At 65.3% G+C, this 24,441-nt stretch carries 20 protein-coding genes and 1 pseudogene; 12 read left to right on the top strand and 9 right to left on the bottom strand.

Features of this window, described 5'->3' with window-relative positions; genetic code table 11:
• A pseudogene (locus AC630_RS47410) lies at nt 1–156 on the bottom strand (uracil-DNA glycosylase); the annotation flags it as partial.
• A 135-nt stretch (nt 157–291) separates the two neighbouring features.
• Here AC630_RS47410 and AC630_RS34510 point away from each other — a divergent pair.
• The 3 genes from AC630_RS34510 (at nt 292) to AC630_RS34500 (ending at nt 5,015) form a co-directional block, all read left to right on the top strand.
• On the top strand, nt 292–1,953 hold the full coding sequence (locus AC630_RS34510) for an electron transfer flavoprotein-ubiquinone oxidoreductase (protein WP_074122884.1): 1,662 nt from the start codon (nt 292–294) through the stop codon (nt 1,951–1,953).
• Nucleotides 1,954–2,247: 294 nt separating this feature from the next.
• Nucleotides 2,248–4,044 (top strand): tetratricopeptide repeat protein, encoded by a 1,797-nt coding sequence (locus tag AC630_RS34505; RefSeq protein ID WP_074122883.1) that lies wholly within the window; start codon nt 2,248–2,250, stop codon nt 4,042–4,044.
• A gap of 86 nt (nt 4,045–4,130) precedes the next feature.
• A complete protein-coding gene (locus AC630_RS34500; protein WP_074122882.1) occupies nt 4,131–5,015 on the top strand; it encodes a 4-(cytidine 5'-diphospho)-2-C-methyl-D-erythritol kinase in 885 nt (294 codons plus the stop codon).
• A gap of 114 nt (nt 5,016–5,129) precedes the next feature.
• Here AC630_RS34500 and AC630_RS34495 read toward each other — a convergent pair whose 3' ends face one another.
• The 5 genes from AC630_RS34495 to AC630_RS34475 all read right to left on the bottom strand — a co-directional run bounded on the left by AC630_RS34495 (nt 5,130) and on the right by AC630_RS34475 (nt 10,104).
• Nucleotides 5,130–6,005, bottom strand: coding sequence for an alpha/beta fold hydrolase (locus tag AC630_RS34495; RefSeq protein ID WP_074122881.1), 876 nt, complete (start codon nt 6,003–6,005; stop codon nt 5,130–5,132).
• 8 nt (nt 6,006–6,013) lie between these two features.
• On the bottom strand, nt 6,014–6,646 hold the full coding sequence (locus AC630_RS34490) for a LysE family translocator (protein ID WP_074122880.1): 633 nt from the start codon (nt 6,644–6,646) through the stop codon (nt 6,014–6,016).
• Between the two features lie 146 nt (nt 6,647–6,792).
• Nucleotides 6,793–8,055 carry a beta-ketoacyl-ACP synthase II gene (gene fabF, locus AC630_RS34485; RefSeq protein WP_074122879.1) on the bottom strand — a complete coding sequence of 421 codons (1,263 nt, stop codon included), beginning with the start codon at nt 8,053–8,055 and terminating at the stop codon, nt 6,793–6,795.
• Between the two features lies 1 nt (nt 8,056).
• Entirely contained in the window at nt 8,057–8,572 is a 516-nt protein-coding gene (locus AC630_RS34480; protein WP_074122878.1) for a winged helix-turn-helix transcriptional regulator, read from the bottom strand.
• Nucleotides 8,573–9,096: 524 nt separating this feature from the next.
• Entirely contained in the window at nt 9,097–10,104 is a 1,008-nt protein-coding gene (locus AC630_RS34475) for a polyprenyl synthetase family protein (protein WP_014497337.1), read from the bottom strand.
• 129 nt (nt 10,105–10,233) lie between these two features.
• On the opposite strand from AC630_RS34475, the gene AC630_RS34470 reads away from it, so the two are divergent.
• The 6 genes from AC630_RS34470 to glyS all read left to right on the top strand — a co-directional run bounded on the left by AC630_RS34470 (nt 10,234) and on the right by glyS (nt 15,930).
• A complete protein-coding gene (locus AC630_RS34470) occupies nt 10,234–10,461 on the top strand; it encodes a putative signal transducing protein (RefSeq protein WP_074122877.1) in 228 nt (75 codons plus the stop codon).
• Nucleotides 10,454–11,221 carry a tRNA1(Val) (adenine(37)-N6)-methyltransferase gene (locus AC630_RS34465; RefSeq protein ID WP_074122876.1) on the top strand — a complete coding sequence of 256 codons (768 nt, stop codon included), beginning with the start codon at nt 10,454–10,456 and terminating at the stop codon, nt 11,219–11,221. The genes AC630_RS34470 and AC630_RS34465 overlap by 8 nt, the downstream gene beginning before the upstream one ends.
• Before the next feature lie 216 nt (nt 11,222–11,437).
• On the top strand, nt 11,438–12,346 hold the full coding sequence (locus tag AC630_RS34460; RefSeq protein WP_074122875.1) for a S49 family peptidase: 909 nt from the start codon (nt 11,438–11,440) through the stop codon (nt 12,344–12,346).
• 115 nt (nt 12,347–12,461) lie between these two features.
• On the top strand, nt 12,462–12,653 hold the full coding sequence (locus AC630_RS34455; RefSeq protein WP_074122886.1) for a hypothetical protein: 192 nt from the start codon (nt 12,462–12,464) through the stop codon (nt 12,651–12,653).
• A 224-nt stretch (nt 12,654–12,877) separates the two neighbouring features.
• Nucleotides 12,878–13,825, top strand: coding sequence for a glycine--tRNA ligase subunit alpha (locus AC630_RS34450; RefSeq protein ID WP_074122874.1), 948 nt, complete (start codon nt 12,878–12,880; stop codon nt 13,823–13,825).
• On the top strand, nt 13,825–15,930 hold the full coding sequence (gene glyS / locus AC630_RS34445; RefSeq protein ID WP_074122873.1) for a glycine--tRNA ligase subunit beta: 2,106 nt from the start codon (nt 13,825–13,827) through the stop codon (nt 15,928–15,930). The genes AC630_RS34450 and glyS overlap by 1 nt, the downstream gene beginning before the upstream one ends.
• 258 nt (nt 15,931–16,188) lie before the next feature.
• Here glyS and AC630_RS34440 read toward each other — a convergent pair whose 3' ends face one another.
• A complete protein-coding gene (locus tag AC630_RS34440) occupies nt 16,189–16,533 on the bottom strand; it encodes a DUF1236 domain-containing protein (protein WP_074122885.1) in 345 nt (114 codons plus the stop codon).
• A 223-nt stretch (nt 16,534–16,756) separates the two neighbouring features.
• Between AC630_RS34440 and AC630_RS34435 the strand changes: the two genes are divergently transcribed.
• The 3 genes from AC630_RS34435 to AC630_RS34420 all read left to right on the top strand — a co-directional run bounded on the left by AC630_RS34435 (nt 16,757) and on the right by AC630_RS34420 (nt 21,943).
• Complete coding sequence (locus AC630_RS34435; RefSeq protein ID WP_074077234.1) at nt 16,757–16,912, top strand: DUF3096 domain-containing protein; 156 nt, start codon at nt 16,757–16,759, stop codon at nt 16,910–16,912.
• 102 nt (nt 16,913–17,014) lie between these two features.
• Nucleotides 17,015–19,975, top strand: coding sequence for a pyruvate, phosphate dikinase (gene ppdK / locus AC630_RS34430; RefSeq protein WP_074122872.1), 2,961 nt, complete (start codon nt 17,015–17,017; stop codon nt 19,973–19,975).
• A 513-nt stretch (nt 19,976–20,488) separates the two neighbouring features.
• Nucleotides 20,489–21,943 carry a cell wall hydrolase gene (locus AC630_RS34420; protein ID WP_074122870.1) on the top strand — a complete coding sequence of 485 codons (1,455 nt, stop codon included), beginning with the start codon at nt 20,489–20,491 and terminating at the stop codon, nt 21,941–21,943.
• A gap of 177 nt (nt 21,944–22,120) precedes the next feature.
• Here the strand turns inward: AC630_RS34420 and nadC are convergent, their stop codons facing one another.
• Complete coding sequence (nadC, locus tag AC630_RS34415) at nt 22,121–22,999, bottom strand: carboxylating nicotinate-nucleotide diphosphorylase (RefSeq protein ID WP_074122869.1); 879 nt, start codon at nt 22,997–22,999, stop codon at nt 22,121–22,123.
• 10 nt (nt 23,000–23,009) lie between these two features.
• A partial coding sequence (locus tag AC630_RS34410) for an L-aspartate oxidase (RefSeq protein WP_074122868.1) occupies nt 23,010–24,441 on the bottom strand: 1,432 nt, incomplete at its 5' end.

Raw genomic sequence — 24,441 nt, 5'->3', positions numbered from 1 at the left:
CGGGGGGGCCTCGACCTGCGGTGCGCGCGGGGCCGGAGGCGGGGCGTCCGCCTCGGCCAGCCGGTCGATCGGTTCCTCCGCGAGCGCGCAGTCGACACCCGCCTCCAGATAGAAGGCCAGGAGCTCACGGACGGTGGGGGCGGGTTCGAGGATCATGGGAAAGTCTGACTATTAATTCAGTTTAGGCCGCCTTGCATCCCAGCGGAACGCATTTCCGAGGTTGTCCTACCCGGAAAAATCGGAAACAAGGGAGCGCAAATGACAAGGAACCGTCTCAAGGGCTGAGATCAGATGAGCACCGAAGAACTTCCTCCGCGCGAATCCATGGAATTTGACGTCGTCATCGTCGGCGCCGGCCCCTCGGGCCTGTCGGCCGCGATCCGGCTGAAGCAGCTCAACGCCGATCTCAACGTCGTCGTGGTGGAGAAGGGCTCCGAGGTCGGTGCGCATATTCTCTCGGGTGCTGTGATCGACCCGGCCGGGCTCGACAAGCTGATTCCCGACTGGCGCGAGGATTCCGACTGCCCGCTGAAGACGCAGGTCAAGGACGACCGCTTCTACTGGATGACGGGTGGCGGCGCGATCAAGCTGCCGAACTTCATCATGCCGCCGCTGATGTACAATCATCACTGCTATATCGGCTCGCTTGGCAATGTCTGCCGCTGGCTGGGGCGGAAGGCCGAGGCGCTCGGCGTCGAGATCTACCCGGGCTTTGCCGCCGCCGAGGTGCTCTATGACGAGGAGGGCAAGGTCAGGGGCATCGCCACCGGCGACATGGGCATCGGCCGTGACGGCAAGCCGAAGGACTCCTTTACCCGTGGCATGGAATTGCTCGGCAAGTACACGCTGTTCGCCGAAGGCGCGCGCGGCAGCCTGACCAAGCAGCTCATCGCGAAGTTCGTACTCGACTCCAAGAGCGAGCCGGCGAAGTTCGGCATCGGCCTCAAGGAAGTCTGGCAGATCGACCCTGCCAAGCATCAGAAGGGCATGATCCAGCATTCGTTCGGCTGGCCGCTCGACCTGAAGACCGGCGGTGGCTCGTTCCTCTATCACTACGACGACAATCTCGTCGCCGTCGGCTTCGTCGTGCACTTGAACTACGACGATCCGTATCTGTCGCCGTTCGACGAGTTCCAGCGCTTCAAGACCCATCCGTCGATCCGCGGCACCTTCGAAGGCGCCAAGCGGCTTGCCTATGGCGCGCGTGCCATCACCGAGGGCGGCTACCAGTCGGTGCCGAAGCTCAGCTTCCCCGGCGGCGCGCTGATCGGCTGCGCGGCCGGCTTCGTCAACGTGCCCCGCATCAAGGGCGTGCACAATGCGATGGGCACCGGCATGCTCGCCGCCGAGCATGTCGCAGCCGCGCTCGCGGCCGATCGCGCCAATGACGAGATCGTCGAGTACGAGAACGCGTGGCGCTCGTCCTCCGTGGGCAAGGACCTGTTCCTGGTCCGCAACGTCAAGCCGCTGTGGTCGAAGTTCGGCACCGTGCTCGGCGTCGCGCTTGGCGGCTTCGACATGTGGTGCAACACGCTGTTCGGCACCTCGCTGTTCGGCACGCAGTCGCACTCGAAGCCCGACCGCTCCACGCTCGATCCGGCCAGGCAGCATGCACCCAGAAACTATCCGAAGCCGGACGGCAAGATCTCGTTCGACAAGCTGTCCTCCGTGTTCCTGTCCAACACGAATCACGAGGAGGACCAGCCGGTCCATCTCCGGGTGGCCGACATGAACCTGCAGAAGACGTCCGAGCATGACGTCTTCGCCGGTCCCTCGAATCGCTATTGCCCGGCCGGCGTCTATGAATGGGTCGAGGAGGGCGCGAGCCTGCGCTACCAGATCAACGCCCAGAACTGCGTCCACTGCAAAACCTGCGACGTGAAGGATCCCAACGGCAACATCACCTGGGTTCCCCCGGAAGGCGGCGGCGGCCCGAACTACGAAGCCATGTAAGGACGCCAAGTGACCAAATAGGTCACGAAGGGTGGTGTAGCGCACGTTCGCGTGAGAACGGGGGCGCGGGGGCCGGTCGCGGCCACGATAAGGCCATAGTAGCGGCGTCTTGGGGCGCGACTGGCCGATTTGGGGCGTGCGGAGGGGATCGCACGGTCCGAATCCTTGCGGTGAAGCGCCAAAAGCGGCATTGTCCGGCCTGACGGTTCCGGGTCCCGATGCCACCGGCCGCGTTCGCGTGCGAGACGGCCTTCTGCTGCAAACCCAGGCACCACCAACTCAAGGCGAGCCCTGATGTTTTCAAATCGTTTCAACCGCTGGACTGCTGCCGCCATCGCCCTCATGGGCACAGCGATCGCGACGGTCCCCGGCGCGGTCCTGGCGCAGACGCCGGATCATCCGTCCGACACGGCGATGCAGTTTCCGAGTCGAAACGATCTGAAGTCACTCACGACCTCTGGCAGCTATCTCGCCGCCCGCCACGCCAGCGTCGAGCGCGACGCGGCCTCGGCCGCCGCCTTCTACCGCTCGGCGCTCCGAACCGATCCGAAGAACAATGAACTGCTCGATCGCGCCTTCATCTCCTCGGTCGCCGACGGTGACATCGACGAGGCGGTCAAGCTCGCCGAGCGCATTCTCACCATCGACAAGACCAACCGCGTCGCGCGCCTCGTCGTCGGCGTGCGTGATCTGAAGCTGAAGAAATACGCGACCGCGCAGACCAACATCAACCAGTCGATCCGCGGTCCGATCACGGATCTGGTCGCCACGCTGCTGTCGGGCTGGGCCGCCTATGGTGCGGGCGATGCCAAGGGCGCTGTTGCCACCATCGACAAGCTGGCCGGCCCGGAATGGTATCCGCTGTTCAAGGACCTCCACGCCGGCATGATCCTCGAACTCGCCGGCAAGGAGAAGGACGCAGGCACCCGCTTCGAGCGCGCCTACAAGCTCGACGATTCCATGCTGCGCGTGACCGAGGCCTATGCGCGCTGGCTGTCGCGCAATAAGGATGCCGCCGCGGCGACCACCGTCTATGAGGCTTTCGACAAGAAGCTCGCCCGCCATCCGCTGGTCGTGGAAGGGCTGCGCGAGACTCGCGCCGGCAAGAAGATGCCGCCGCTGGTCGATTCCGCGCAGGCCGGCGCCGCCGAAGCGCTGTACGGCATCGGCGCCACGCTGACCCGCCGCGGCGGCGAGGATCTGGCGCTGGTCTATCTCCAGCTCTCGCTCTATCTCCAGCCCACTCATCCGCTGGCGCTGCTCTCGCTCGCCGACCTCTATGAGTCGGTGAAGCGACCGCAGATGGCGATCAAGGTCTATGAGCGCGTGCCCTCGACCTCGCCTCTGAAGCGCAACGCGCAGATCCAGCTCGCCATCGACCTCGATTCCGCCGACCGCACCGACGAAGCGATCAAGATCCTCAAGGGCGTCACATCAGACGATTCCAAGGATCTCGAAGCCATCATGGCGCTCGGCAATATCGAGCGCGGCCGCAAGAAATTCGGCGACTGCGGCACGACCTATTCGCAGGGCATCGAGGTGCTGCCGGCCGGCAACGACAAGGCCAACAGCGTCTGGTACTATTATCGCGGCATCTGCGAGGAGCGCTCCAAGCAGTGGGCCAAAGCGGAAGCCGACATGAAGAAGGCGCTCGAGCTGCAGCCCGACCAGCCGCATGTCCTCAACTATCTCGGCTATTCCTGGATTGACCAGGGCGTGAACCTCGACGATGGCATGAAGATGATCAAGCGCGCCGTCGAGCAGCGTCCCGACGACGGCTACATCGTCGACTCGCTCGGCTGGGCCTATTACCGCATCGGCAATTACGAGGAGGCGGTGAAGAACCTCGAGCGTGCGATCGATCTCAAGCCCGAGGATCCCACCATCAACGATCACCTCGGCGATGCCTATTGGCGCGTCGGCCGCACGCTGGAGGCCAAATTCCAGTGGTCGCACGCCCGCGATCTCAAGCCCGAGCCGGATGACCTTCCGAAGATCGAGGCCAAGATCGCCAACGGTCTCACCGAGGACAATTCGAACTCTTCAGCGGCACAGGCCGAGAAGAAGAAGGACGACGGCAAGGGCGGTTGATCCAGACGCATGATCCGGAAAAGTGTGTAGCGGTTTTCCGATAAGATCATGCGCGACGAAGAAGTGCGTTTGGGGGTTCGTCGCCAATGCCGGCGTTGATTGAAGAGGGACGTGCGAAGGTCAATCTGAGCCTTCGCGTCGTGGGGCGTCGTGCCGACGGTTATCATGATCTCGAGAGCGTAGTCGCGTTTGCCGATTGCGCCGACCGGCTCACGCTGGAGCCGGGCGGCGAGTTGAAGCTCGCCACCACGGGGCCGCTGGCGGCAGCTTGCGGCGATGCGTCCGACAATCTCGTGTTCAAGGCGGCCAAGCTCCTGGCCGAAGCTGTGCCAAACCTGAAGCTGGGCGCCTTCACGCTCGACAAGGTGCTTCCTGTTGCGGCCGGCATCGGCGGCGGCTCGGCCGATGCCGCGGCGGCGCTGCGGCTGCTGGCGCGTCTCAACGATCTTCCGCTTGATGATCCGCGCTTGCAGCAGGTCGCGCTCGCGACCGGCGCCGACGTGCCGGTGTGCCTGCTCTCGCGCGCCTGCGACATGACCGGCGTCGGCGAGCAGCTGCTGCCCTTGATGCTGCCGAGCATGCCGTGCGTGATGGTCAATCCGCGCGTGCCGGTTGCGACCAAGGACGTGTTCCAGGCGCTGGGCCTGCGCAACGGCGAATTGCTGGTCGGCGCCACTGACGTCCTCGAAGCCCCGGCCTGGCCGGAGGAGGGCGGGTCGATTGCCGATTGGGTCGAGGTCCTCGAAACCGTCGCCAACGATCTCGAAGCGCCTGCGCTGCGCATCGAGCCCGTCATCGGCGATGTGCTGGAGGCCTTGCGCGACTCCGCCGGCGTCAAGCTCTCCCGCATGTCCGGCTCAGGTGCGACCTGCTTTGCGATCTATGGTGCGCCGGCCGAGGCTCATGCGGCGGCTGAAAAGATCCGCAGGGATCACCCCGGCTGGTGGGTGCATGCGGGGACGTTGAGCTAGGCGCCACCGCCGTAGGGTGGGTAAAGGCGCGACAGCGCCGTGCCCACCACGCATCCAAGCCACGCTATCGAACTGGTGGGCACGCTTCGCTTTGCCCACCCTACGGCGCCAGGGCTAATTCGCGCCGTCCTCGGCTAACCCGAGAAACTTTCTGATCGCACCCAGGACCTCTTGCGGCTTGTCGTGTTGCAGCCAGTGTCCGGCCCCGGCAATGGTCTCGACGCGCGCCTGCTGGAAATAGCGCTCCAGGCCTGCCGCCTTGGCGCCTGCGAGAAAGCTTTCGCCGGCATTCAGCAGCAGCGTTGGGCAGGTGATGCGCGACCAGAGTTCGACATGATCGTCCGGCCAGAGTCGATGCGGCGCACTGGCGCGCTGATAGGGATCGAACTTCCAGCTATAGGTGCCGTCCTCGTTCTGCCGTGCGCCATGCGTTGCAAGATGCAGTGCGAGCTCGCGGGACAGCCGCTTGTTGTGAAGCACCATCTGAGCGGCCGCGTCCTCCAGCGTGCGATAGCGGCGCGGCGTGCGGTCATGCAGCTTGTCGAGCTGACCGATCCATTTGGTGATGCGCTCATTCGCCGGGGGCTTCGGCGTATCCGGCAGCATGGTCACGCCGTCGAGGACGACCAGCTTCGATACCTGCTCGGGGAACGACCCTGAAAAGATCAGGCTCACCATTCCGCCCATCGAATGGCCGATGAGGATCACCTGGGACGCCGCGATACTGCGGACGAGCTGGGCGAGATCGTACACATACTCCGTCAGCGCGTAGCTGCCGCCTCTGGTCCAGTCGGAATCGCCGTGCCCGCGCAGGTCGGGCGCGATGACGCGAAAATGCGGCTGCAACGATCGGGCGATGACGTCCCAGCTCCGGCAATGATCCCGGCCGCCATGGACCAGGATGGCGACGGGCGCGCCCTCGTTGCCCCAATCGGCATAATGCAGCCGCAGGCCGTGGGATTCGTAATAGCGGCTTTGCGGGGCGAACATCGTGCGCTCTACCCCTGCACCGGCCGCCGCGCCAGCGCGAGCGAAAGGCCAAGGCCGGCGATGAAGATGCCGGAGCCTTGCGTGAGACGCCGCATCAGATGCGGCCGACCGATCAGCTGCGTGCGCGTTGCGGAGGCCATCAGCACCACGACGACATCGGCGAGCGTGTTCAGCGTCACCGAGATCGCACCGAGCACGATGAATTGCAGCGTGGGGCTCGATCCCGCCGGATCGAGGAACTGCGGAATGAAGGCGAGGAAGAACGCGGCGGTCTTCGGGTTCAGCGCCTCGACCAGCACGCCGTCGCGAAAGGCGCGCTTGTCGCCGACGGGCTTGCTCTCGAGCGAGAGCGCCTGGCCGGCGTTGCGGAAGGTCTTGATGCCGAGCCAGACCAGATACAGCGCGCCGATGAACTTCACGGCGGCAAACAGCTCGGCGCTGGCAAGGATGATCGCGGAGATGCCGAGACTGCCCGCGACCACATGAACCAGGCCGCCCAGCGCGGTTCCAGCGGTCGACGCGAAGCCGCTGGCCCGCCCCTCCGACAAGGTCCGCGCCGCGACGTAGAAGATGCCGGGGCCGGGAATTGCCGCTATGAGAAACGCCGCTGTCAGGAACAGCCAGAAATTCGTCTCGCTCATCCTGAATTCGTAACGGAGCTTGCCGCGATTGCAAGTCCTCCGGCCTAAAGCGCGATGAGATTGGGATGGATCGTCATCGCGCTTTAGGTTGTTGTTTGAGCATGATCTTTTCGGAAAACCGCTTCACACTTTCCCGGATCATGCTTCTAGGCGATCCGGCGGAAGATCGCGCTGGCATTCACCCCGCCGAAGCCGAAGCCGTTGGAGATGGCGTGCTGCATCGCCATCGGCCGTGCTGCACCTGCGACGATGTCGATGCCTTCCGCGCCCGGATCAGGGTTTTCGAGATTGAGAGTCGGCGGAGCGATCTGGTCGCGCAGGGCGAGGACGGTGAAGATTGCCTCCAGCCCGCCGGCGGCGCCGAGCAGATGGCCGGTGGCCGATTTCGTCGCGCTCACCGCGATGTTCTGATTGCGGCCGAACAGAGCCGCGATTGCGCCAAGCTCGCTCTCGTCGCCGGCCGGCGTCGACGTCGCGTGAGCGTTCAGGTGCTGCAAATCCGCGGGCGCAAGGCTCGCCTGACGGAGCGCGATCTCCATCGCACGCCGAGCGCCGTCGCCATCGGGCGGCCCCGACGTCATGTGATAGGCGTCCGCAGTCGTGCCGTATCCGACGATCTCGGCGATCGGGGAGGCGCCGCGCGCCAGCGCGTGCTCCAGCTCTTCGATCACGAGGATGCCCGCGCCTTCACCCATGACAAAGCCGTCGCGGTCGCGATCGAACGGGCGCGAGGCGCGCACGGGCTGCTCGTTGAAGCCGCTCGACAGCGCGCGCGCCGCCGCAAAGCCGCCGAGGCTGACGATATCGATGCAGGCCTCCGTGCCGCCGCAGATCGCCACATCGACTTCGCCCGCCCGGATCATGCGCGCGGCATCGCCGATTGCCTGCACACCCGCGGCGCATGCCGTGACCGGTGTTCCCAGCGCTCCCCTGTAGCCGTATTTGATCGAGACGTGGCCGGCGGCGAGATTGGCGAGGAACGAGGGGATCGTGAACGGCGAGAGCCGGCGCGCGCCGCGCTGTTCGGTGATGCGCACTGCTTCCGCCATCGCCGGAAAGCCGCCGACGCCGGAGGCGATGATCGTCGCCGTCCGTTCCAGCGCCGCTGCGTCCTGCGGCGCCCATCCGGCCTGCGCGACCGCTTCTGCGGTGGCGAGCAGCGCAAACAGGATGAAGCGGTCCATCTTGCGCTGGTCCTTTGGCGCGGCAGCTTGCGCGGGATCGAAGCCGCCCTCGGGATCCCCGGCTTTATCGGGCACCAGACCGGCAATGCGTGCCGGCAGCGCCTGTGACCATTCGGGCAGGGGGCGCAGCCCGCTTTGTCCGGCAAGCAGCCGGCGCCAGGAGAGTTCGACGCCGCAGCCGAGCGGTGACACCGCGCCCATTCCCGTCACGACAATACGACGCATGTCAGTCTCCAGCCGGCGCAACGGCCGGGTTCATGGCCTTGAGCGAAGCGAGCCGATTCCGCATCCCGCGGCTTGCGCGGGGACCTGCGATGACGACCGCATTAGCGAGCGTGATGGGACGCTTGTCGGCGGCATCGACGACCACCGGATCGAACGGGCGAGCGTCATCCCGGTTCGCCAGCAGGATGGATTCGCCCTTCGGCGCGAGATGCTTGTTGCCCCAGGCGAGCAGCGCCACGACCACGGGAAAGAAATCGCGCGCCTTGTCCGTCAGTACATATTCGTAACGCGGCGGCCGCTCGCTGTAGCGGCGGCGAACGAACATGCCGCTCTCGGTGAGATGGGCGAGGCGCCGCGACAGGATGTTCGGCGCGATTCCGAGGCTTTGCGAGAACTCGTCGAAGCGCGTCGCGCCCTGGAATGCATCCCGCAGGATCAGGATGCTCCACCATTCACCGACCGTCTCCACGGCGCGGCCGACCGGGCATTCCTGGATGGAGGAGAGTTTGGGCTGCATGGCCTGAAGGTAGGGCAGTGACTTGCAAAATGCAAGTCACCGGTGAGCAACAGGAGATGCGGGTGGAGCGAGCGAAAAGAATGCGAAGATGGCTTGGTGACGAGAAGGTGCGTCCGCGTTGAAATGTGCGGCGCGCGGTTGTTAGTCCACTCTCGTGCCCCGGACGCAGCGCAACGCCTCTTGGCGGTGCGCTGCAGAGCCGGGGCCCATGTTGCGGATCATCGCGCGTGTCGCATGGGTCCCGGCTCTGCGCAGCAACGCCAAGGCGTTGCTGCGCGTCCGGGACACGAGAGTAGGTGCGCGGCTGCCTACACTCCGTCATTGCGAGCGCAGCGATGCAATCCAGCCTACCGCCGTGGGGCGACTCTGGATTGCTTCGCTACGCTCGCAATGACGATGTAGATGCTGTAGTGACGCTATTTCGCCGGTGTCGTCCGGGCTCCGTGCGCAATTGCGCAACAGGCCGCGGACGACAGCGCATTTGACGGGCAGCGTGCCGAAACGCGATAACTTGGTGCGACCGTTTAATGCGACCGCGCCAGGCAGAACGCCACGACCTGCTCCAGCGCGCTCTTCATCGGCGAGGACGGGAACAGCGCGAGCGCGTCGACGGCCATGGCGCCGTAGTGCTGGGCGCGGCTGAGCGTGTCCTCGAGCGCGCGGTGCTTGTTCATCAGCCCGATGGCGTGATCGAGGTCGGTGTCGCCGATCTCGCCGCGCTCGAGCGCCCGGATCCAGAAGGCGCGCTCGGTGTCGTTGCCGCGGCGGAAGGCGAGCACGACCGGCAGCGTGATCTTGCCTTCGCGGAAATCGTCGCCGGTGTTCTTGCCGAGCTTGGCGCTCTTGCCGCCATAGTCGAGCACGTCGTCGACGAGCTGGAAGGCGATGCCGAGATTCATGCCCACTGAGCGGCAGGCGGTCTGCTCCGCCTTCGGGCGGTTGGCGATCACGGGGCCGACCTCGCAGGCCGCTGCGAACAGCTCGGCGGTCTTGCCGCGGATCACGGCGAGATATTCGTCCTCGGTGGTCGCGGTGTTCTTGGCGGCGGCGAGCTGCATCACCTCGCCCTCGGCGATGGTGGCGGCGGCCGCGGAGAGGATGTCGAGCGCGCGGAGCGAGCCGACCTCGACCATCATGCGGAAGGCCTGTCCGAGCAGGAAGTCGCCGACCAGAACACTGGCCTCATTGCCCCAGAGCATGCGCGCCGAGAGCTTGCCGCGGCGCATCTCGCTCTCGTCGACGACGTCGTCGTGGAGCAGGGTCGCGGTGTGCATGAACTCGACGGACGCGGCGAGCTTGATGTGGCCGTCGCCGGTGTAGCCGGCGAGGTTGGCCATGGCGAGCGTCAGCATCGGCCGCAGGCGTTTTCCCCCTGAGGAGATCAGGTGGTTGGCGACCTCCGGGATCATGGTCACGTCCGAACCGGTCCGGGACAGGATCGTGGCGTTGACGCGCTCCATGTCGCCGGCGACAAGGGCAACCAGCTCTTCGATCGACGCGCCGGGAGTTTCGAAAGGTACGATGACGGCCACGCCGGTCTCCAATATTTGCCCCGGAAGGGCTATTCTGATGGAAATACAATAGAAACTGGCGGCGGATGCGGCAAGTGCTGCGCAACCATTGACATTTGCCGCCTAACCCCTCCAGGCAGGAGACCTGATTTGCGTGAACTGGTTCGGACCAACGACATGGTGCTGGTGTCGGCGATTGGCGCGCTGCTCGACGGCGCAAACATCCATCATCTGGTGCTGGACCAGAACATGAGCATCATCGAGGGCTCGCTCGGCATTTTGCCGCGGCGGATCCTGGTCCATGACGACGACGCCCAGGAGGCCCGGCGGCTCCTGACCGAGGCAGGTCTCAGCCACGAACTGCGCGGCGATGATTGAGGCCGCAGCAGACATCACCGAGGACGCCTTTCTGGGCGGGCAGCTGCGGCTCAAGCAGAAGCGGTCCGGCCATCGCGCCGGGCATGACGCCATCCTGCTCGCGGCGGCGACGGAGGCCCGGACCGGCGACCGTGTGGTCGATCTGGGCGCCGGCATCGGCACGGCCGGGCTGGCGCTCGCCCGGCGCGTCCCCGGGATCAGGCTGAGCCTGGTCGAAATCGATCCGGAGCTGGCAGAGCTGGCGCGCGCCAATGCGGCGGCGAATGCGATCGCGGCCGAGACGATCGTGCTCGACGTCATGGCCGATGCGCAGGCCTTCGCGGCAAATGGGCTGTCGCCGGACAGCGTCGACGTGGTGTTGATGAACCCGCCTTTCAACGATCCCGCACGGCATCGCGGCTCGCCGGATCAGGGGCGCCAGATCGCGCATGTCGCGACGGAGGAGACCTTGCAGGCCTGGATTCACGCGGCGCGGCGCATCCTCCGATCGGATGGCGTGCTGACCCTGATCTGGCGTGCAGATGGTATCGCGGAGGTTTTGGCAGCGCTGTCACGCGGCTTCGGCAGCCTGTCGATCCTGCCGGTTCACGGCGAAGCGGGACGGCCTGCGATCCGCGTGCTGGTGCGCGCGGTCAAGGGCGGCAGGGCCCCGACACGATTGTTGCCAGGCCTCATGCTCAACGAGCAGGCACGCGTGCCTAAAAAAGAGGTGAAGGATATTCTGGAGGGGCGGGCGGTTCTACCCCTGGTGGAGCGGTGATGGCCTACTGCGGAAGCGATTCCGACTGCTGTTCCTGCGGGGACGTGAAGCGGATTGCGGTGAAAAGTGTGCCGATCAGCACCAACAGCAGATAGATCTTCATGTCGCTTCCTCCGCTGCCTCATTGCAGCCTCTCAGCAAGAAATCTGCAAAACACGTTCCAGGCACTTCCAATGACAGTCGCGTGATAAGAAATGGTTAATCAGAGGTAACGGCATGGCCGAACAATTGAACGATCGCAGAGGTTCCGGCCTGGCCGACAAGCTCATGGAATATCTGCCGGCGCGTTTCCGTCCCGGCGCCGCAGTCGTGCCGGTGGTGCGGCTGTCCGGCGTGATCGGCGCGGTGACGCCACTGCGCCCCGGCATGACACTCGCGGGCGTTGCGCGGGTGCTGGAGCGAGCATTTTCTGTCCGCAATGCGAAGGCGGTGGCGCTCGTGATCAACTCGCCCGGCGGCTCGCCGGTGCAGTCGCGCCAGATCTATCTGCGCATCAAGCAGCTCGCGGCGGAGAAGAAGCTACCGGTGCTCGTGTTCGTCGAGGACGTCGCGGCCTCCGGCGGCTACATGATTGCCTGCGCCGGCGACGAGATCCTTTGCGATCCCTCGTCCATCCTCGGCTCGATCGGCGTGGTCGGCGGCAGCTTTGGCTTCCAGGAGGCGATCAAGCGGCTCGGCATTGAGCGACGCCTCTACACCGCCGGTGCGCACAAGGCGATGCTCGACCCGTTCCTCCCGGAAAACGCTGATGACGTCGCGAAGCTGAAGGCGATCCAGCGCGAGATCCACCAGATCTTCATCGCGCTGGTGAAGGAAAGCCGCGGCGCGCGCCTGAAAGGCGCGGACGACACCCTGTTCACGGGCGAATACTGGGCCGGCGACAGCGCGATCGCGCTCGGGCTGGCCGACGGGATCGGCGATCTCCGCTCAACTCTTCGTGCCCGCTATGGCGAGAAGGTTCTCACCCCCGTGATCGCGCAGCCGACCGGGCTGCTGTCCGGCCTTCTGGGGCGGAAATCGCCCGGCGCTGGCCAGCTTTCGGCCTTGGAATCGGTCGCCGGCCTCCCGGACGAACTGATTTCGGCGGTCGAGACGCGGGCGATTTGGGCGAAATTCGGGTTCTAGGCGGCGCCCACCCGCGCCATTTGGTCCGAGGAGAATCGAAGCCGAACCAATTGCAGCGCAGCCTCATCTGCGCGACAATGATCGTGGGGGCTGAGCATTGAACAAGGATCGACCGATGCCGCCGTTCGTTGCATTTGCGGGCGTCTTGGGCGGGCTTGCCGTGGTCCGCTGGGCCTACAAGACCGCTGTCCGGATCAACCAGGAGCTGGAGGAGATGCGCTTGTCGCGCGTCGCCGAAACCGCCCGTATGGGGGACATCCAGACGCTGAAACGGGACCCCGTGACCGGAGCCTATCGTCCGGGATAGTTGCTGCAGCCGTAGGGTGGGCAAAGCAAAGCGTGCCCACCGCCTGCATCGCAGTCTTGGAAAGATGGTGGGCACGGCGCAAGAGCGGCTTTGCCCACCCTACCGCACCGTCCGGGATGACGGGCTGTTTGGCTCGAATCCGCGCCCCTTTGCCTTGATTCCCATCCCCGCCGTCGATACGGTCCCGCGCGATTCAAACCCCCCCGCGAGAGCCTGATCTGACGATGGACGCCTCATTGCCCGCCCATATGCGCCCGGAACGCTCGTTCCAGGGCTTTATCCTCGCGCTCCAGCGGTTCTGGGCCGAGCAGGGCTGCGTGATCCTGCAGCCCTACGACATGGAGATGGGTGCAGGTACCTTCCATCCGGCGACCACCTTGCGCGCGCTCGGGCCCAAGCCCTGGAACGCCGCCTATGTGCAGCCCTCGCGCCGGCCCAAGGACGGCCGTTACGGCGAGAACCCGAACCGGATGCAGCACTACTACCAGTTCCAGGTGATCATGAAGCCGTCGCCGCCGAACCTTCAGGAACTGTACCTGAAGTCGCTCGCGGCGATCGGTATCGATTCTGCCGTGCACGACATTCGCTTCGTCGAGGATGACTGGGAAAGCCCGACGCTGGGCGCCTGGGGCCTCGGGTGGGAATGCTGGTGCGATGGCATGGAAGTGAGCCAGTTCACCTATTTCCAGCAGGTCGCGGGCTTCGAATGCGCGCCGGTCGCGGGCGAGCTGACCTACGGGCTCGAGCGTCTCGCGATGTATGTGCAGGGCGTCGACCGCGTCTACGACCTCAACTTCAACGGCCGCGACGGCGACGCGAAGGTCACCTATGGCGATGTGTTCCTGCAAGCGGAGCGCGAATATTCGCGGCACAATTTCGAAGTCGCCGACACCGCGATGCTGTTCGAGCAGTTCAAGATGGCCGAAGCGGCCTGCAAGAAATACCTCGATGCGGGCTGGCAAAAAAATTCTAAGGACGGCAAGCGCGAGGCGCACCTGATGGCACTGCCGGCCTATGACCAGTGCATCAAGGCGAGCCATGTCTTCAACCTGCTCGATGCGCGCGGCGTGATCTCGGTGACCGAGCGGCAGAGCTACATTTTGCGCGTGCGTGAACTGGCCAAAGCCTGTGGCGAAGCCTGGTTGCACACCGAAGCCGGTGGAGCGGCCTGATGCCTGATCTGTTGCTTGAGCTTTTCTCGGAAGAAATCCCCGCGCGCATGCAGGCCAAGGCGGCGGACGATCTGCGCCGCATGGTCACCGACAAGCTCGTCGCCGAAGGCCTCGTCTATGACGGCGCGAAGGCGTTCGCGACGCCACGCCGCCTTGCGCTGACCGTGCACGGCATTCCCGTGCGCCAGCCCGACCTGAAGACCGAACGTCGCGGACCGAAAATCGGCGCGCCCGATGCGGCTGTGCAGGGCTTCCTGAAGGCGACGGGTTTGCAGTCGCTCGACGAAGCCAAGATCCAGCGCGACCCGAAGGGCGACTTCTACATCGCGTTGATCGAGAAGCCCGGCCGCGACGCCATCGACGTGCTCGCCGAAATCCTGCCCGTGATCATCCGCACCTTCCCCTGGCCGAAATCGATGCGCTGGGGTGCGCGCTCCGGCAAACCCGGTTCGCTCAACTGGGTGCGTCCGCTGCACGCGATCACTGCGACCTTCGGACTTGAGACCGAAGAGCCCGATGTCGTGAAGTTCTCGGTCGACGGCATCGAGACCGGTCAGACCACCTACGGCCATCGCTTCCTCGCGCCGGCTCCAATCAGCGTGCGCCGGTTCGAGGACTATGAGGCGAAGCTGCTCGCCGCGAAGGTCGTGCTCGACCCCGAGCGCCGCAAGGATGCGATCCTCACCGACGCCAAGCAGCTTGCGTTCGCGCAAGGGTTCGAGCTTGTCGAGGACCAGAACCTGCTCGACGAGGTCGCGGGCCTCGTCGAATGGCCGGTCGTGCTGATGGGCTCGTTCGACCAGGAGTTTTTGGCGACGCCTTCGGAAGTCATCCGCGCCACCATTCGCAACAACCAGAAGTGCTTTGTGGTCAGCGATCCCAAGAGCAACGAGGGCAAGCTCGCCGCAAAATTCATCCTGGTCGCCAATATCGAGGCGACCGACGGCGGGGCGACCATCATCGCCGGCAACGAGCGTGTGATCCGCGCGCGGCTGTCGGATGCGAAGTTCTTCTACGAGACCGACCTGAAGACGAAGCTTGAGGATCGTCTGCCGAAGTTCGAGCAGATCGTGTTCCACGAGAAGCTCGGGACGCAGGCCGCGCGCATCAAGCGCATCGAGCGGCTTGCTGCCGAGATCGCGCCGCTGGTCGGTGCCGATGTCGCAAAGGCGACGCGCGCCGCGCATCTCGCCAAGGCGGATTTGCTGACCGAAGTCGTCGGTGAATTCCCCGAGGTGCAGGGCTTGATGGGCAAGTACTACGCGCTGGCGCAAGGCGAGGATGCGTCCGTCGCGGCGGCCTGCGAGGAGCACTACAAGCCGCAAGGCCCGGCCGATCGCGTGCCGACCGATCCGGTCAGCGTTACGGCCGCACTTGCCGACAAGATCGATACGCTGGTTGGGTTCTGGGCGATCGACGAGAAGCCGACGGGAAGCAAGGATCCGTATGCACTCCGTCGCGCGGCGCTCGGCGTGATCAGGCTGATTGCCGAGAACGCGCTGCGTCTGTCGCTCATGAAGGTGGCGGCATCCGCACTTGCGGGCTTGTCGGTGAAGCCTGCCGATGCGCAGAAGCTTCCGAGCGACCTGCTCGCCTTCTGCGCCGACCGCCTGAAGGTCCAGCTCCGTGAGCAGGGCGCGCGCCACGATCTCGTCGACGCCGTGTTCGCGCTCGGCGGCCAGGACGATCTCCTGATGATCGTCCGCCGCGTCGAGGCGCTCGGCAAGTTCCTCGATAGCGACGACGGCAGGAACCTGCTCGCCGGCACCAAGCGCGCCAGCAACATCCTGTCGATCGAGGAGAAGAAGGACAAGCGCACGTTCGACGGTGCGCCTGATGCCGCGCTCTACAGCCTCGACGAGGAGAAGGCGCTGGCGAAGGCAATCGGCGAGGTCAAGACGGAAGCAAGCGCTGCTGTCGCCAAGGAAGACTTTGCCGCCGCAATGAGCGCGATGGCGAAGTTGCGCCCGCCGGTGGATGCGTTCTTCGACAAGGTCCGTGTCAACGATGACGATGCGAAGGTGCGCGAGAACCGCCTGAAGCTGCTCAACGAAATCCGCAGCGCGACGCGTGCGGTGGCGGATTTCTCGAAGATCCAGGATTGAGGCTCTCGTGCCCCGGATGCTGTGCAGCGCGCCGCGCCTTCGCGGCGTGATGCACTGCTGATCCGGGGCCCATGCCAGCCGCACAAAAGATTCTGGGTCCCGGCTCTGCGTCGCACCGCTACGCGCTGCGTCGCGTCCGGGACACGAGAACGCAAAAAAGCCCCGCCCGGCGGGGGGAAGACCGGGCAGGGCCTGATGTCCGAATTAAAACTGCTCGCGCCAGCCTGATGCGGCGCGCCGGACATCGAGTAGAAAGCGCTAGTCCATCACCTCGACGATGCGTCGTGAGCGAGGCTCGACCAGCACGGTCTCGCCGTTCACGACGGTGTAGCGATATGTCGTGGCGCCGAAACGTTGCGGCACGTCATAATAGGTGATGCCGGTCTCGGGTAAGGTGGCACCGACCACCACGCGATCCGGAATACGGAAGGCCGGCACACGTTGTTCGATGACATATTCGCGGAAAGCCGGCCGCTGTTCGACCGCTATCGTCGGACCGCCATCGACCACGACGGGCGCGCGTCCCACCGTTTGCGCCTGCGCCGCGACGGGCGAGCCGATCGCGGCCGCGAGCGCTGCAAGAGCAAGAATCCTGTTCCGCATCGTCAACTCCTTCGAGAAGATTTTCGGGAAGCGCCAGTGGCGCAACCGGTTGCCAATGCATGCCTCTTCGCAATGTTCCGGGAAAAGCCCTGCCGCATTCGCGGCAATTTCGGGCAGTTTTCGCGAAGGCAGGAACTCGTGCGACTCTGGTGCGTCTCTACCCGCGGAACCCGGTCCGCTATGATCCGGCCGCGATTCGCCTCACTCCACAGAAAGACAATTCATGCACATCACCGTCGCCCACATTTCGCCGATCCTGTCGTTGATTGCGGGTGTGCTCATTCTGATCATGCCGCGGCTCCTCAATCTGATCGTAGCGATCTTCCTCATCATCAACGGTGCGATCGGGCTTGGGCTCCTGAAGTGGCTCCACCTCTAGCTCCAGGGGTTCATTTTCCGGAACAGTTCGACTTGCGCGGGCCCGCTCAAAGTGGTGTAAGGCCCGCGATTTCCCGTCCCTCTCGCAGGTTGTGTGCAAGCTATGGCCAAAGCCGCCTCGAAGCCTAAGAAAATACCAGCGAAATCAAAGTCCTCCGCCAACGCGAAAGCCGCGCCGCCGGCCCGCAAGGCGCTTGCCAAGAGCGCCCCGAAGCCGGCCGCCAAGGTTGCTGCTAAGGCTGCTGCCAAGCCCCCTGCCAAGCCCGCTGCCAAGCCGGCCGTGAAGCCTGCGGCGAAGGCTGCGACCAAGTCGGTTGCGCCGAAGATTGCGGCCAAGGTCGCTGCGAAGCCGGCACCGAGCAAGGCAGCGCCGAGCGCGGCCAAGGCCGGCAAGTGGGTCTTCACCTTTGGTGACGGCAAGGCCGAGGGCCGGTCGGAGATGCGCGACCTGCTCGGCGGCAAGGGCGCCAATCTCGCGGAAATGGCCAATCTCGGCCTTCCGGTGCCTCCCGGCTTCACCATTCCGACCTCGGTCTGCACCTATTTCTACGCACACGACAAGTCCTATCCGAAAGAGCTGCAGTCGCAGGTCGAGAAGGCGCTGGACTATGTCGGCAAGTTGACCGGCAAGATCTTCGGCGATGCCAAGAACCCGCTGCTCGTCTCCGTGCGCTCCGGCGCGCGCGCCTCGATGCCGGGCATGATGGACACCGTGCTCAATCTCGGCCTGAACGACGAGACGGTGGAAGCATTGTCGGAACTGTCGGGCGACCGCCGCTTCGCCTATGACAGCTATCGCCGCTTCATCACCATGTATTCGGACGTGGTGCTCGGTTTCGAGCATCATCACTTCGAGGAAATCCTCGATACCTTCAAGGACAGCCAAGGCTATACGCTCGACACCGATCTGTCCGCCGAGGACTGGGTCGAGCTGGTCGGCAAGTACAAGGACGCGGTCGCGCGCGAGACGGGGAAGGACTTCCCGCAGGATCCGCACGACCAGCTCTGGGGCGCGATCGGCGCGGTGTTTTCCTCCTGGATGAACGCGCGCGCGGTGACTTACCGCAAGCTGCACGACATTCCGGAATCCTGGGGCACCGCTGTCAATGTGCAGGCCATGGTGTTCGGCAACATGGGCGAGACGTCGGCGACCGGCGTTGCCTTCACCCGCAACCCCTCGACGGGCGAGAGCAAGCTTTACGGCGAGTTCCTGATCAACGCGCAAGGTGAGGACGTGGTGGCGGGCATCCGTACGCCGCAGGACATCACCGAGGACGCCCGGAAGGAATCGGGCTCCGACAAGGCGTCGATGGAATCGGCGATGCCGGCGGCCTTCAAGGAGCTGACGCGGATCTACACGCTGCTCGAGAAGCATTACCGCGACATGCAGGACATGGAGTTCACGGTCGAGCAGGGCAAGCTCTGGATGCTGCAGACCCGCGGCGGCAAGCGCACCGCCAAGGCGGCGCTGCGCATCGCGGTCGAGCTCGCCAATGAAGGCCTGATCTCGAAGAAGGAGGCGGTGACGCGCATCGACCCGGCTTCGCTCGATCAGCTGCTGCATCCGACCATCGATCCCAACGCCAAGCGCGACGTGATCGCGACCGGCCTGCCGGCCTCGCCCGGTGCGGCCTCCGGCGAGATCGTGTTCTCCTCGGATGAGGCGGCCAAGCTCCAGGCCGACGGACGCAAAGTGATTCTGGTCCGCATCGAGACCAGTCCTGAAGACATCCACGGCATGCACGCCGCCGAAGGCATTCTGACCACGCGCGGCGGCATGACCTCGCATGCTGCGGTGGTCGCGCGCGGCATGGGCAAACCTTGCGTCTCCGGCTGCGGCACCATCCGCGTCGATTACGGCCGCGGCACCATGAGCATCGGCTCGCGTACCTTCAAGACCGGCGACGTCATCACCATCGACGGCTCGCTCGGCCAGGTGCTCGCCGGCCGCATGCCGATGATCGAGCCGGAGCTGTCCGGCGAGTTCGGCACGCTGATGAACTGGGCCGACCAGGTCCGCAAGATCGGCGTGCGCGTCAATGCCGACACACCGGAAGACGCGCGCACCGCGATCAAGTTCGGCGCGGAAGGCATCGGCCTCTGCCGCACCGAGCACATGTTCTTCGAGGAGACGCGCATCCGCACGGTGCGCGAGATGATCCTCTCGGAGGACGAGCAATCGCGCCGTGCCGCGCTCGCAAAGCTGCTGCCGATGCAGCGTGCCGACTTCGTCGAGCTGTTCGAGATCATGAAGGGCCTGCCCGTCACGATCCGTCTGCTCGATCCGCCGCTGCACGAGTTCCTGCCACACACTCATGCCGAGGTCGAGGAAGTGGCGCGCGCCATGAATACCGACCCGCGGCGCCTGGCTGACCGTGCGCGCGAGCTCTCGGAGTTCAACCCGATGCTCGGCTTCCGCGGCTGCCGTATCGCGATCGCCTATCCGGAGATCGCCGAGATGCAGGCGCGCGCGATCTTCGAGGCGGCGGTCGAGGCGCAGCGGCGCACCGGCAAGGCCATCGGCCTCGAGGTGATGGTGCCGCTAATCGCGACCAAGGCCGAGCTCGATCTCGTCAAGGCGCGGATCGATGCGACCGCGCAGGCAGTGATGCGCGATACGAACACAAAGCTCGCCTATCAGGTCGGCACCATGATCGAGCTGCCGCGCGCCTGTTTGCTCGCGGCCGAGATCGCGGAAAGCGCCGAGTTCTTCTCCTTCGGCACCAACGATCTCACGCAGACGACGTACGGCATCAGCCGTGACGACGCTGCGAGCTTCCTCGGCCCCTACGTGGCGAAGGGCATCCTTGCGGTCGATCCCTTCATCGCGCTCGACCAGGAAGGCGTCGGCGAGCTCGTCAAGATCGGCGTCGCGCGCGGCCGCAAGACGCGTGCTTCGCTCAAGGTCGGCATCTGCGGCGAGCACGGCGGCGATCCCGCCTCCGTTGCCTTCTGCCACAATATCGGCCTCGACTACGTCTCCTGCTCGCCCTACCGCGTGCCGATCGCCCGCCTCGCTGCCGCGCAGGCCGCGCTCGGCAAGGCGATCGCGAGCCAGGCGTAGGCGGAATTGATATGTTGAGAGTGAAAGAGGCGGGGCCAACCCCGCCTCTTTTCATTTGAGATGACCACTCTCCAAGTCGTCATTGTGAGCGCAGGCAAGCGCCACACACTCGCTGTCATCGCCCGACTTGATCGGGCGATCCAGTATTCCAGAGACGGCGACGTGATGCGGAGGAGCCGCGGCGTACTGGATGCCCCGCTTTCGCGGGGCATGACAGTGGTGGCGTGGAGACACATGTCGCAACGATGGAGCCGCACGCGTCCCGCAATGAGACGCGCCATCAAGAGTTCCTTTACCATACGCGTTGACCGAATGTTTACCGCTTCACGTGAGGGCGCATTTACCACCCCGCGCGATCACTCCGTGAAAACACCTGTGTTCGCTTGAGTGTGCTGCGCGCGCAACGTCGATTAACGCCCCGGCAACCTAAATTGGATACTGACAATAAAGATCGAATTGCACGGATGTGCTGACTTCGATCAGACGAGCGTAAAGCGTTGCGTGAGCGTATCGATGTTTGTGTTGCGTAACCATCCGAAGGGCGCGCGGTTCGCGTCCTTCGGAATCGGTCTCTGCATCTTCGCATTGATGCCGAGAGAGACCGGCTATCAGGACATTGCCTCTCTGCTGGCGCGTCAGCCCGGCGTCGCCGAGCGCTGGCAGAAGCAGGTGTTTTCTGCGGCGTCCTCTATACAGCTCGCCACCTATAGTTTTTCGCGGCCGATCGGAACCTCGGTTCCGCAGAGTGCGATGGTTCGCCTCGCGAGCCTCGACGGTCGCGACGTCACCGGCGCGATCAGCCGCAATCCGGCGCTGCAGGCGCCGCCGCGCTACCAGGCCGCCGATTTTCCAAAGGTCGATCGTTCCCTGAAGGGTGATCGCCTTGCAACCGTCGCGCCCACGCAGGCTCCCGAGACCGTCGCTCCGGCCGCAGCACCCGCGCAGGACGATCCCACGACGTCGAACAGCTCGGTGTTCGGAGCCAAGACCGTCGCGTTACCACAGGCGATGTCGCCGGAGTCCGCGGCCGCGCTCGATCCCGAGCTACAGGAAGCGCTGCGCGCGCCGCCGCTGCCGCAATATGCCAATCCGCCACAAGCCAGTGACGCCGCGCGCTCGCTCGCGATCGAGCCGCTCGAAGCGCTGAAGCAAGCGACCATTCCGCCTGCGCCGCCGCGTGATCCTTTCCGTGTGAAGACCTCGAACCTGTTCTTCGGCAGCTCCTCGCTCGGCGGCAGTCTCGAGAGCATCGAGAGCTGGGAGCCCGGCGCCGAGCCGCTGATCGTGATGCCCGACCCGGATATGAAAGCGACGGCCTCGCTGTCGCCGCCGTCTGAGGACGTTGCCAGGGACATCGAGAGCGGCGAGAGCGTCGCGCCGAAAGGCGAAGTCAACGCCGACAATCAGCGCGGCAAATCACCCGCGGAGCGGCTTGCGCTCGACGACAAGTCGCGGGCGAAATCGGAAAAGTGCCTCGCCGAGGCGATCTACTTCGAATCGCGTGGCGAGGCCGTGCGCGGCCAGATGGCGGTTGCGCAGGTGGTGATGAATCGCGTGTTCTCGGGCAAATATCCCGACACCGTGTGCGGCGTGGTCTACCAGAACAAGTATCGCCACTTCGCCTGCCAGTTTACCTTCGCCTGCGACAATAATCCCGACGTGATCCGCGAGCCCGAAATGTGGGAGCGCGCGAAAAAGATTTCGAAGGCGACACTCGACGGCCAGATCTGGCTGCCCGAAGTCGGCAAGTCCACGCACTACCACGCCTATTGGGTGCGTCCGTCCTGGGTTGCCGAGATGAAGAAGATGTACAAGTTCGGCGTCCACACCTTCTACCGGCCGCGCGCCTGGGGCGACGGCAGCGAAGAACCGAGCTGGGGCACGCCGGCCCAGACCGCCGCACTCTCCGCCGAGCTCGTCCAGGAAGCCAAGAGCTCCGCCGAGATGGGTGCGAGCGAACGGCGGTAGCTTGAAGCGACGCGCGACGTCGTTCACCTCGCCCCGCTTGCGGGGAGAGGTCGGATTGCATCGAAGATGCAATCCGGGTGAGGGGGAATCTCCGCGCATGCAACTCTCACCGTCTTTGCAGCAGCAGCCCCTCACCCCAACCCTCTCCCCGTAAGAACGGGGAGAGGGAGTAGACCGTCACGCCTCGATATCCAACGCGCAATCGAAGTTCGGCGCCGAATGCGTCAGTGCACCGGATGAGGCGTAGTCGACGCCGGTTGCCGCAATCGCTGCGATCGACTCCCGCGTGACGCCGCCGGACGCTTCCAGTTTGAGGTGGCCTTCGGCGAGCCGCACCGCCTCGCGCAGCGTTGCAAGGTCCATGTTGTCGAGCAGCACGGCGTCAGCCATTCCGCTGTCCAGGACCTCGCGTAGTTGCGCGAGCGTATCCACCTCGATCTCGATCTTGACGAGATGGCCGGCATGGGCGCGCGCGCGCTTCAGCACGGGGCGGATGCCGCCGGCGACCGCGATATGGTTGTCCTTGATCAGGATCGCATCATCGAGGCCGAAACGGTGATTGAAGCCGCCGCCGCAGCGAACCGCGTATTTCTCGAGCGCCCGCAATCCCGGCGTGGTCTTTCGCGTGCAACAGATGCGCATCCTGGTGCCTTCGGTGCGCGCGACATAGTCGGCCGTCAGCGTTGCGACGCCCGACAGGCGGCCGACGAAGTTGAGTGCGGTTCGCTCCGCCGTGAGAATGGCACGCGCCGGGCCGGAGATGGTCAGCACGCGCTGGCCGCGGGCAACGCGCGCGGCATCGCGGACATGGGCGCGCACCTCGATGTCGGGCGAGAGCTTCTGCAGGGTCGCGAGCGCGAGCGGCAATCCGGCGATCACGCCGGACTGGCGCGCGACGAGGATCGCTTGCGCGTTGGTCGCCTCCGGGATCGTCGCAAGCGAGGTGATGTCGCCGGCGCGGCCGAGATCCTCGTCGAGCGCGCGATGGACCGCCTCGTCGATCGCAAGCGGCGACAGGAAGGCGTCGGGATTGAGCAGTGAGGTCGGGGTGATCATGGGGCTTCCTTCAGGCGATCATGGATTGCACGGTGCGTGGCCGTGGACGGACGCTCAAGCTTTCCGCGACATCGCGCGTCGCGGCGAGTGTGGTCATCGTTCTCCGCGCCAGCGCGGGCACATCCGTCGGATGGTCGGAGCGGAAATGCGCGCCGCGGCTCTCGCAACGCATCCAGGCCGCAGCGGCGACGAGCAGGGCCGACGTCGCCATATTGCGGACAGCGATGCTTGTTGTTTCGCACTCGAGCGCGGCGAAGCTGCGGACAGCTTCCGCAAGGCCATCTGCATCGCGGATCACGCCGACATGCGCGCTCATCATCGCGCGCAGCCGCTTCACAGCCGCCGCATCCGGTTCGCTGCTGCAGGGTGTCACCAGCATGTCGGAAGGGCGGGCAGGCGAGGGGATGAAGCGGCCGGCGATGTCTTCTGCGATACGCGCGGCATAGACAACCGCCTCCAGCAGAGAATTCGAGGCGAGGCGGTTGGCGCCATGCGCGCCGGTAGATGACACTTCGCCACCGGCCCAGAGCCCGTCGATCGAGCTGCGGCCGCGGCGGTCGACCGCGATGCCACCCATGTGGTAATGCGCGGCCGGTGCGATCGGGATGGCCTGCGTGGCGGGATCGATGCCGGCGGCGATGCAGCTCGGATGTACGGTCGGAAATTTCTGGCCGAAGCGCGTGCCCAGCGCCTCGCGCGCGTCGAGGAACGCGCCTCGCCCGCCGGCGATCTCCGCGAACACGCCGCGGGCCACGATGTCACGCGGCGCAAGCTCGGCGAGCGGATGGTGCGCGACCATGAAGCGCTCGCCATGGCCGTTGATCAGCGTCGCGCCTTCGCCGCGCAGAGCTTCGGTCGCGAGCGGCGCCGGGTCGCGCCCGACCATGATGGCGGTGGGGTGGAACTGCACGAATTCAGGGTCGGCGATCACGGCACCGGCGCGCGCGGCAATCGCCAGGCCCGATCCGCTGGCCTCAAGCGGATTGGTGGTGGCGGCATAGAGATGGCCGATGCCGCCGGTAGCAAGCACGACCGCGCGCGCAGCGAGCAGGATCGGTCGTGCAGCGGGATTGCCGGCCTCGCGCAGCTGAAGACCGGTCACGGCGCCGTCCTCCGTCAACAGCGCCTCGGCGACGAAACCTTCGATCAGGCGGATCGACGGCGTTTGGCGCACGGCCTGGCTCAAGGCCGCGATGATCGCGGCGCCCGCGCCATCGCCACGCACATGCACGATGCGCCGCGCCGAGTGTGCCGCTTCGCGTCCGACTGCGAGCCTGCCTTCGAGATCGCGGTCGAACGGCACGCCATAGGCGAGAAGGTCGTGGATCCGCGGTGCTGCCTCGCGCGCGATCCCGAGTGCGATTGCCTCATCGACGAGGCCGCCGCCGACCGCGATGGTGTCGGCGGCATGCGCCTCGGCGCTGTCGCCCTCGGCCACGGCC

Source organism: Bradyrhizobium sp. AS23.2 (assembly GCF_001908185.1).
In the GTDB taxonomy this organism is placed as follows: Bacteria; Pseudomonadota; Alphaproteobacteria; order Rhizobiales; family Xanthobacteraceae; genus Bradyrhizobium.
Note: the sequence above shows the minus strand (reverse complement) of the source record. Positions and strands in the feature narration are given on the sequence as shown.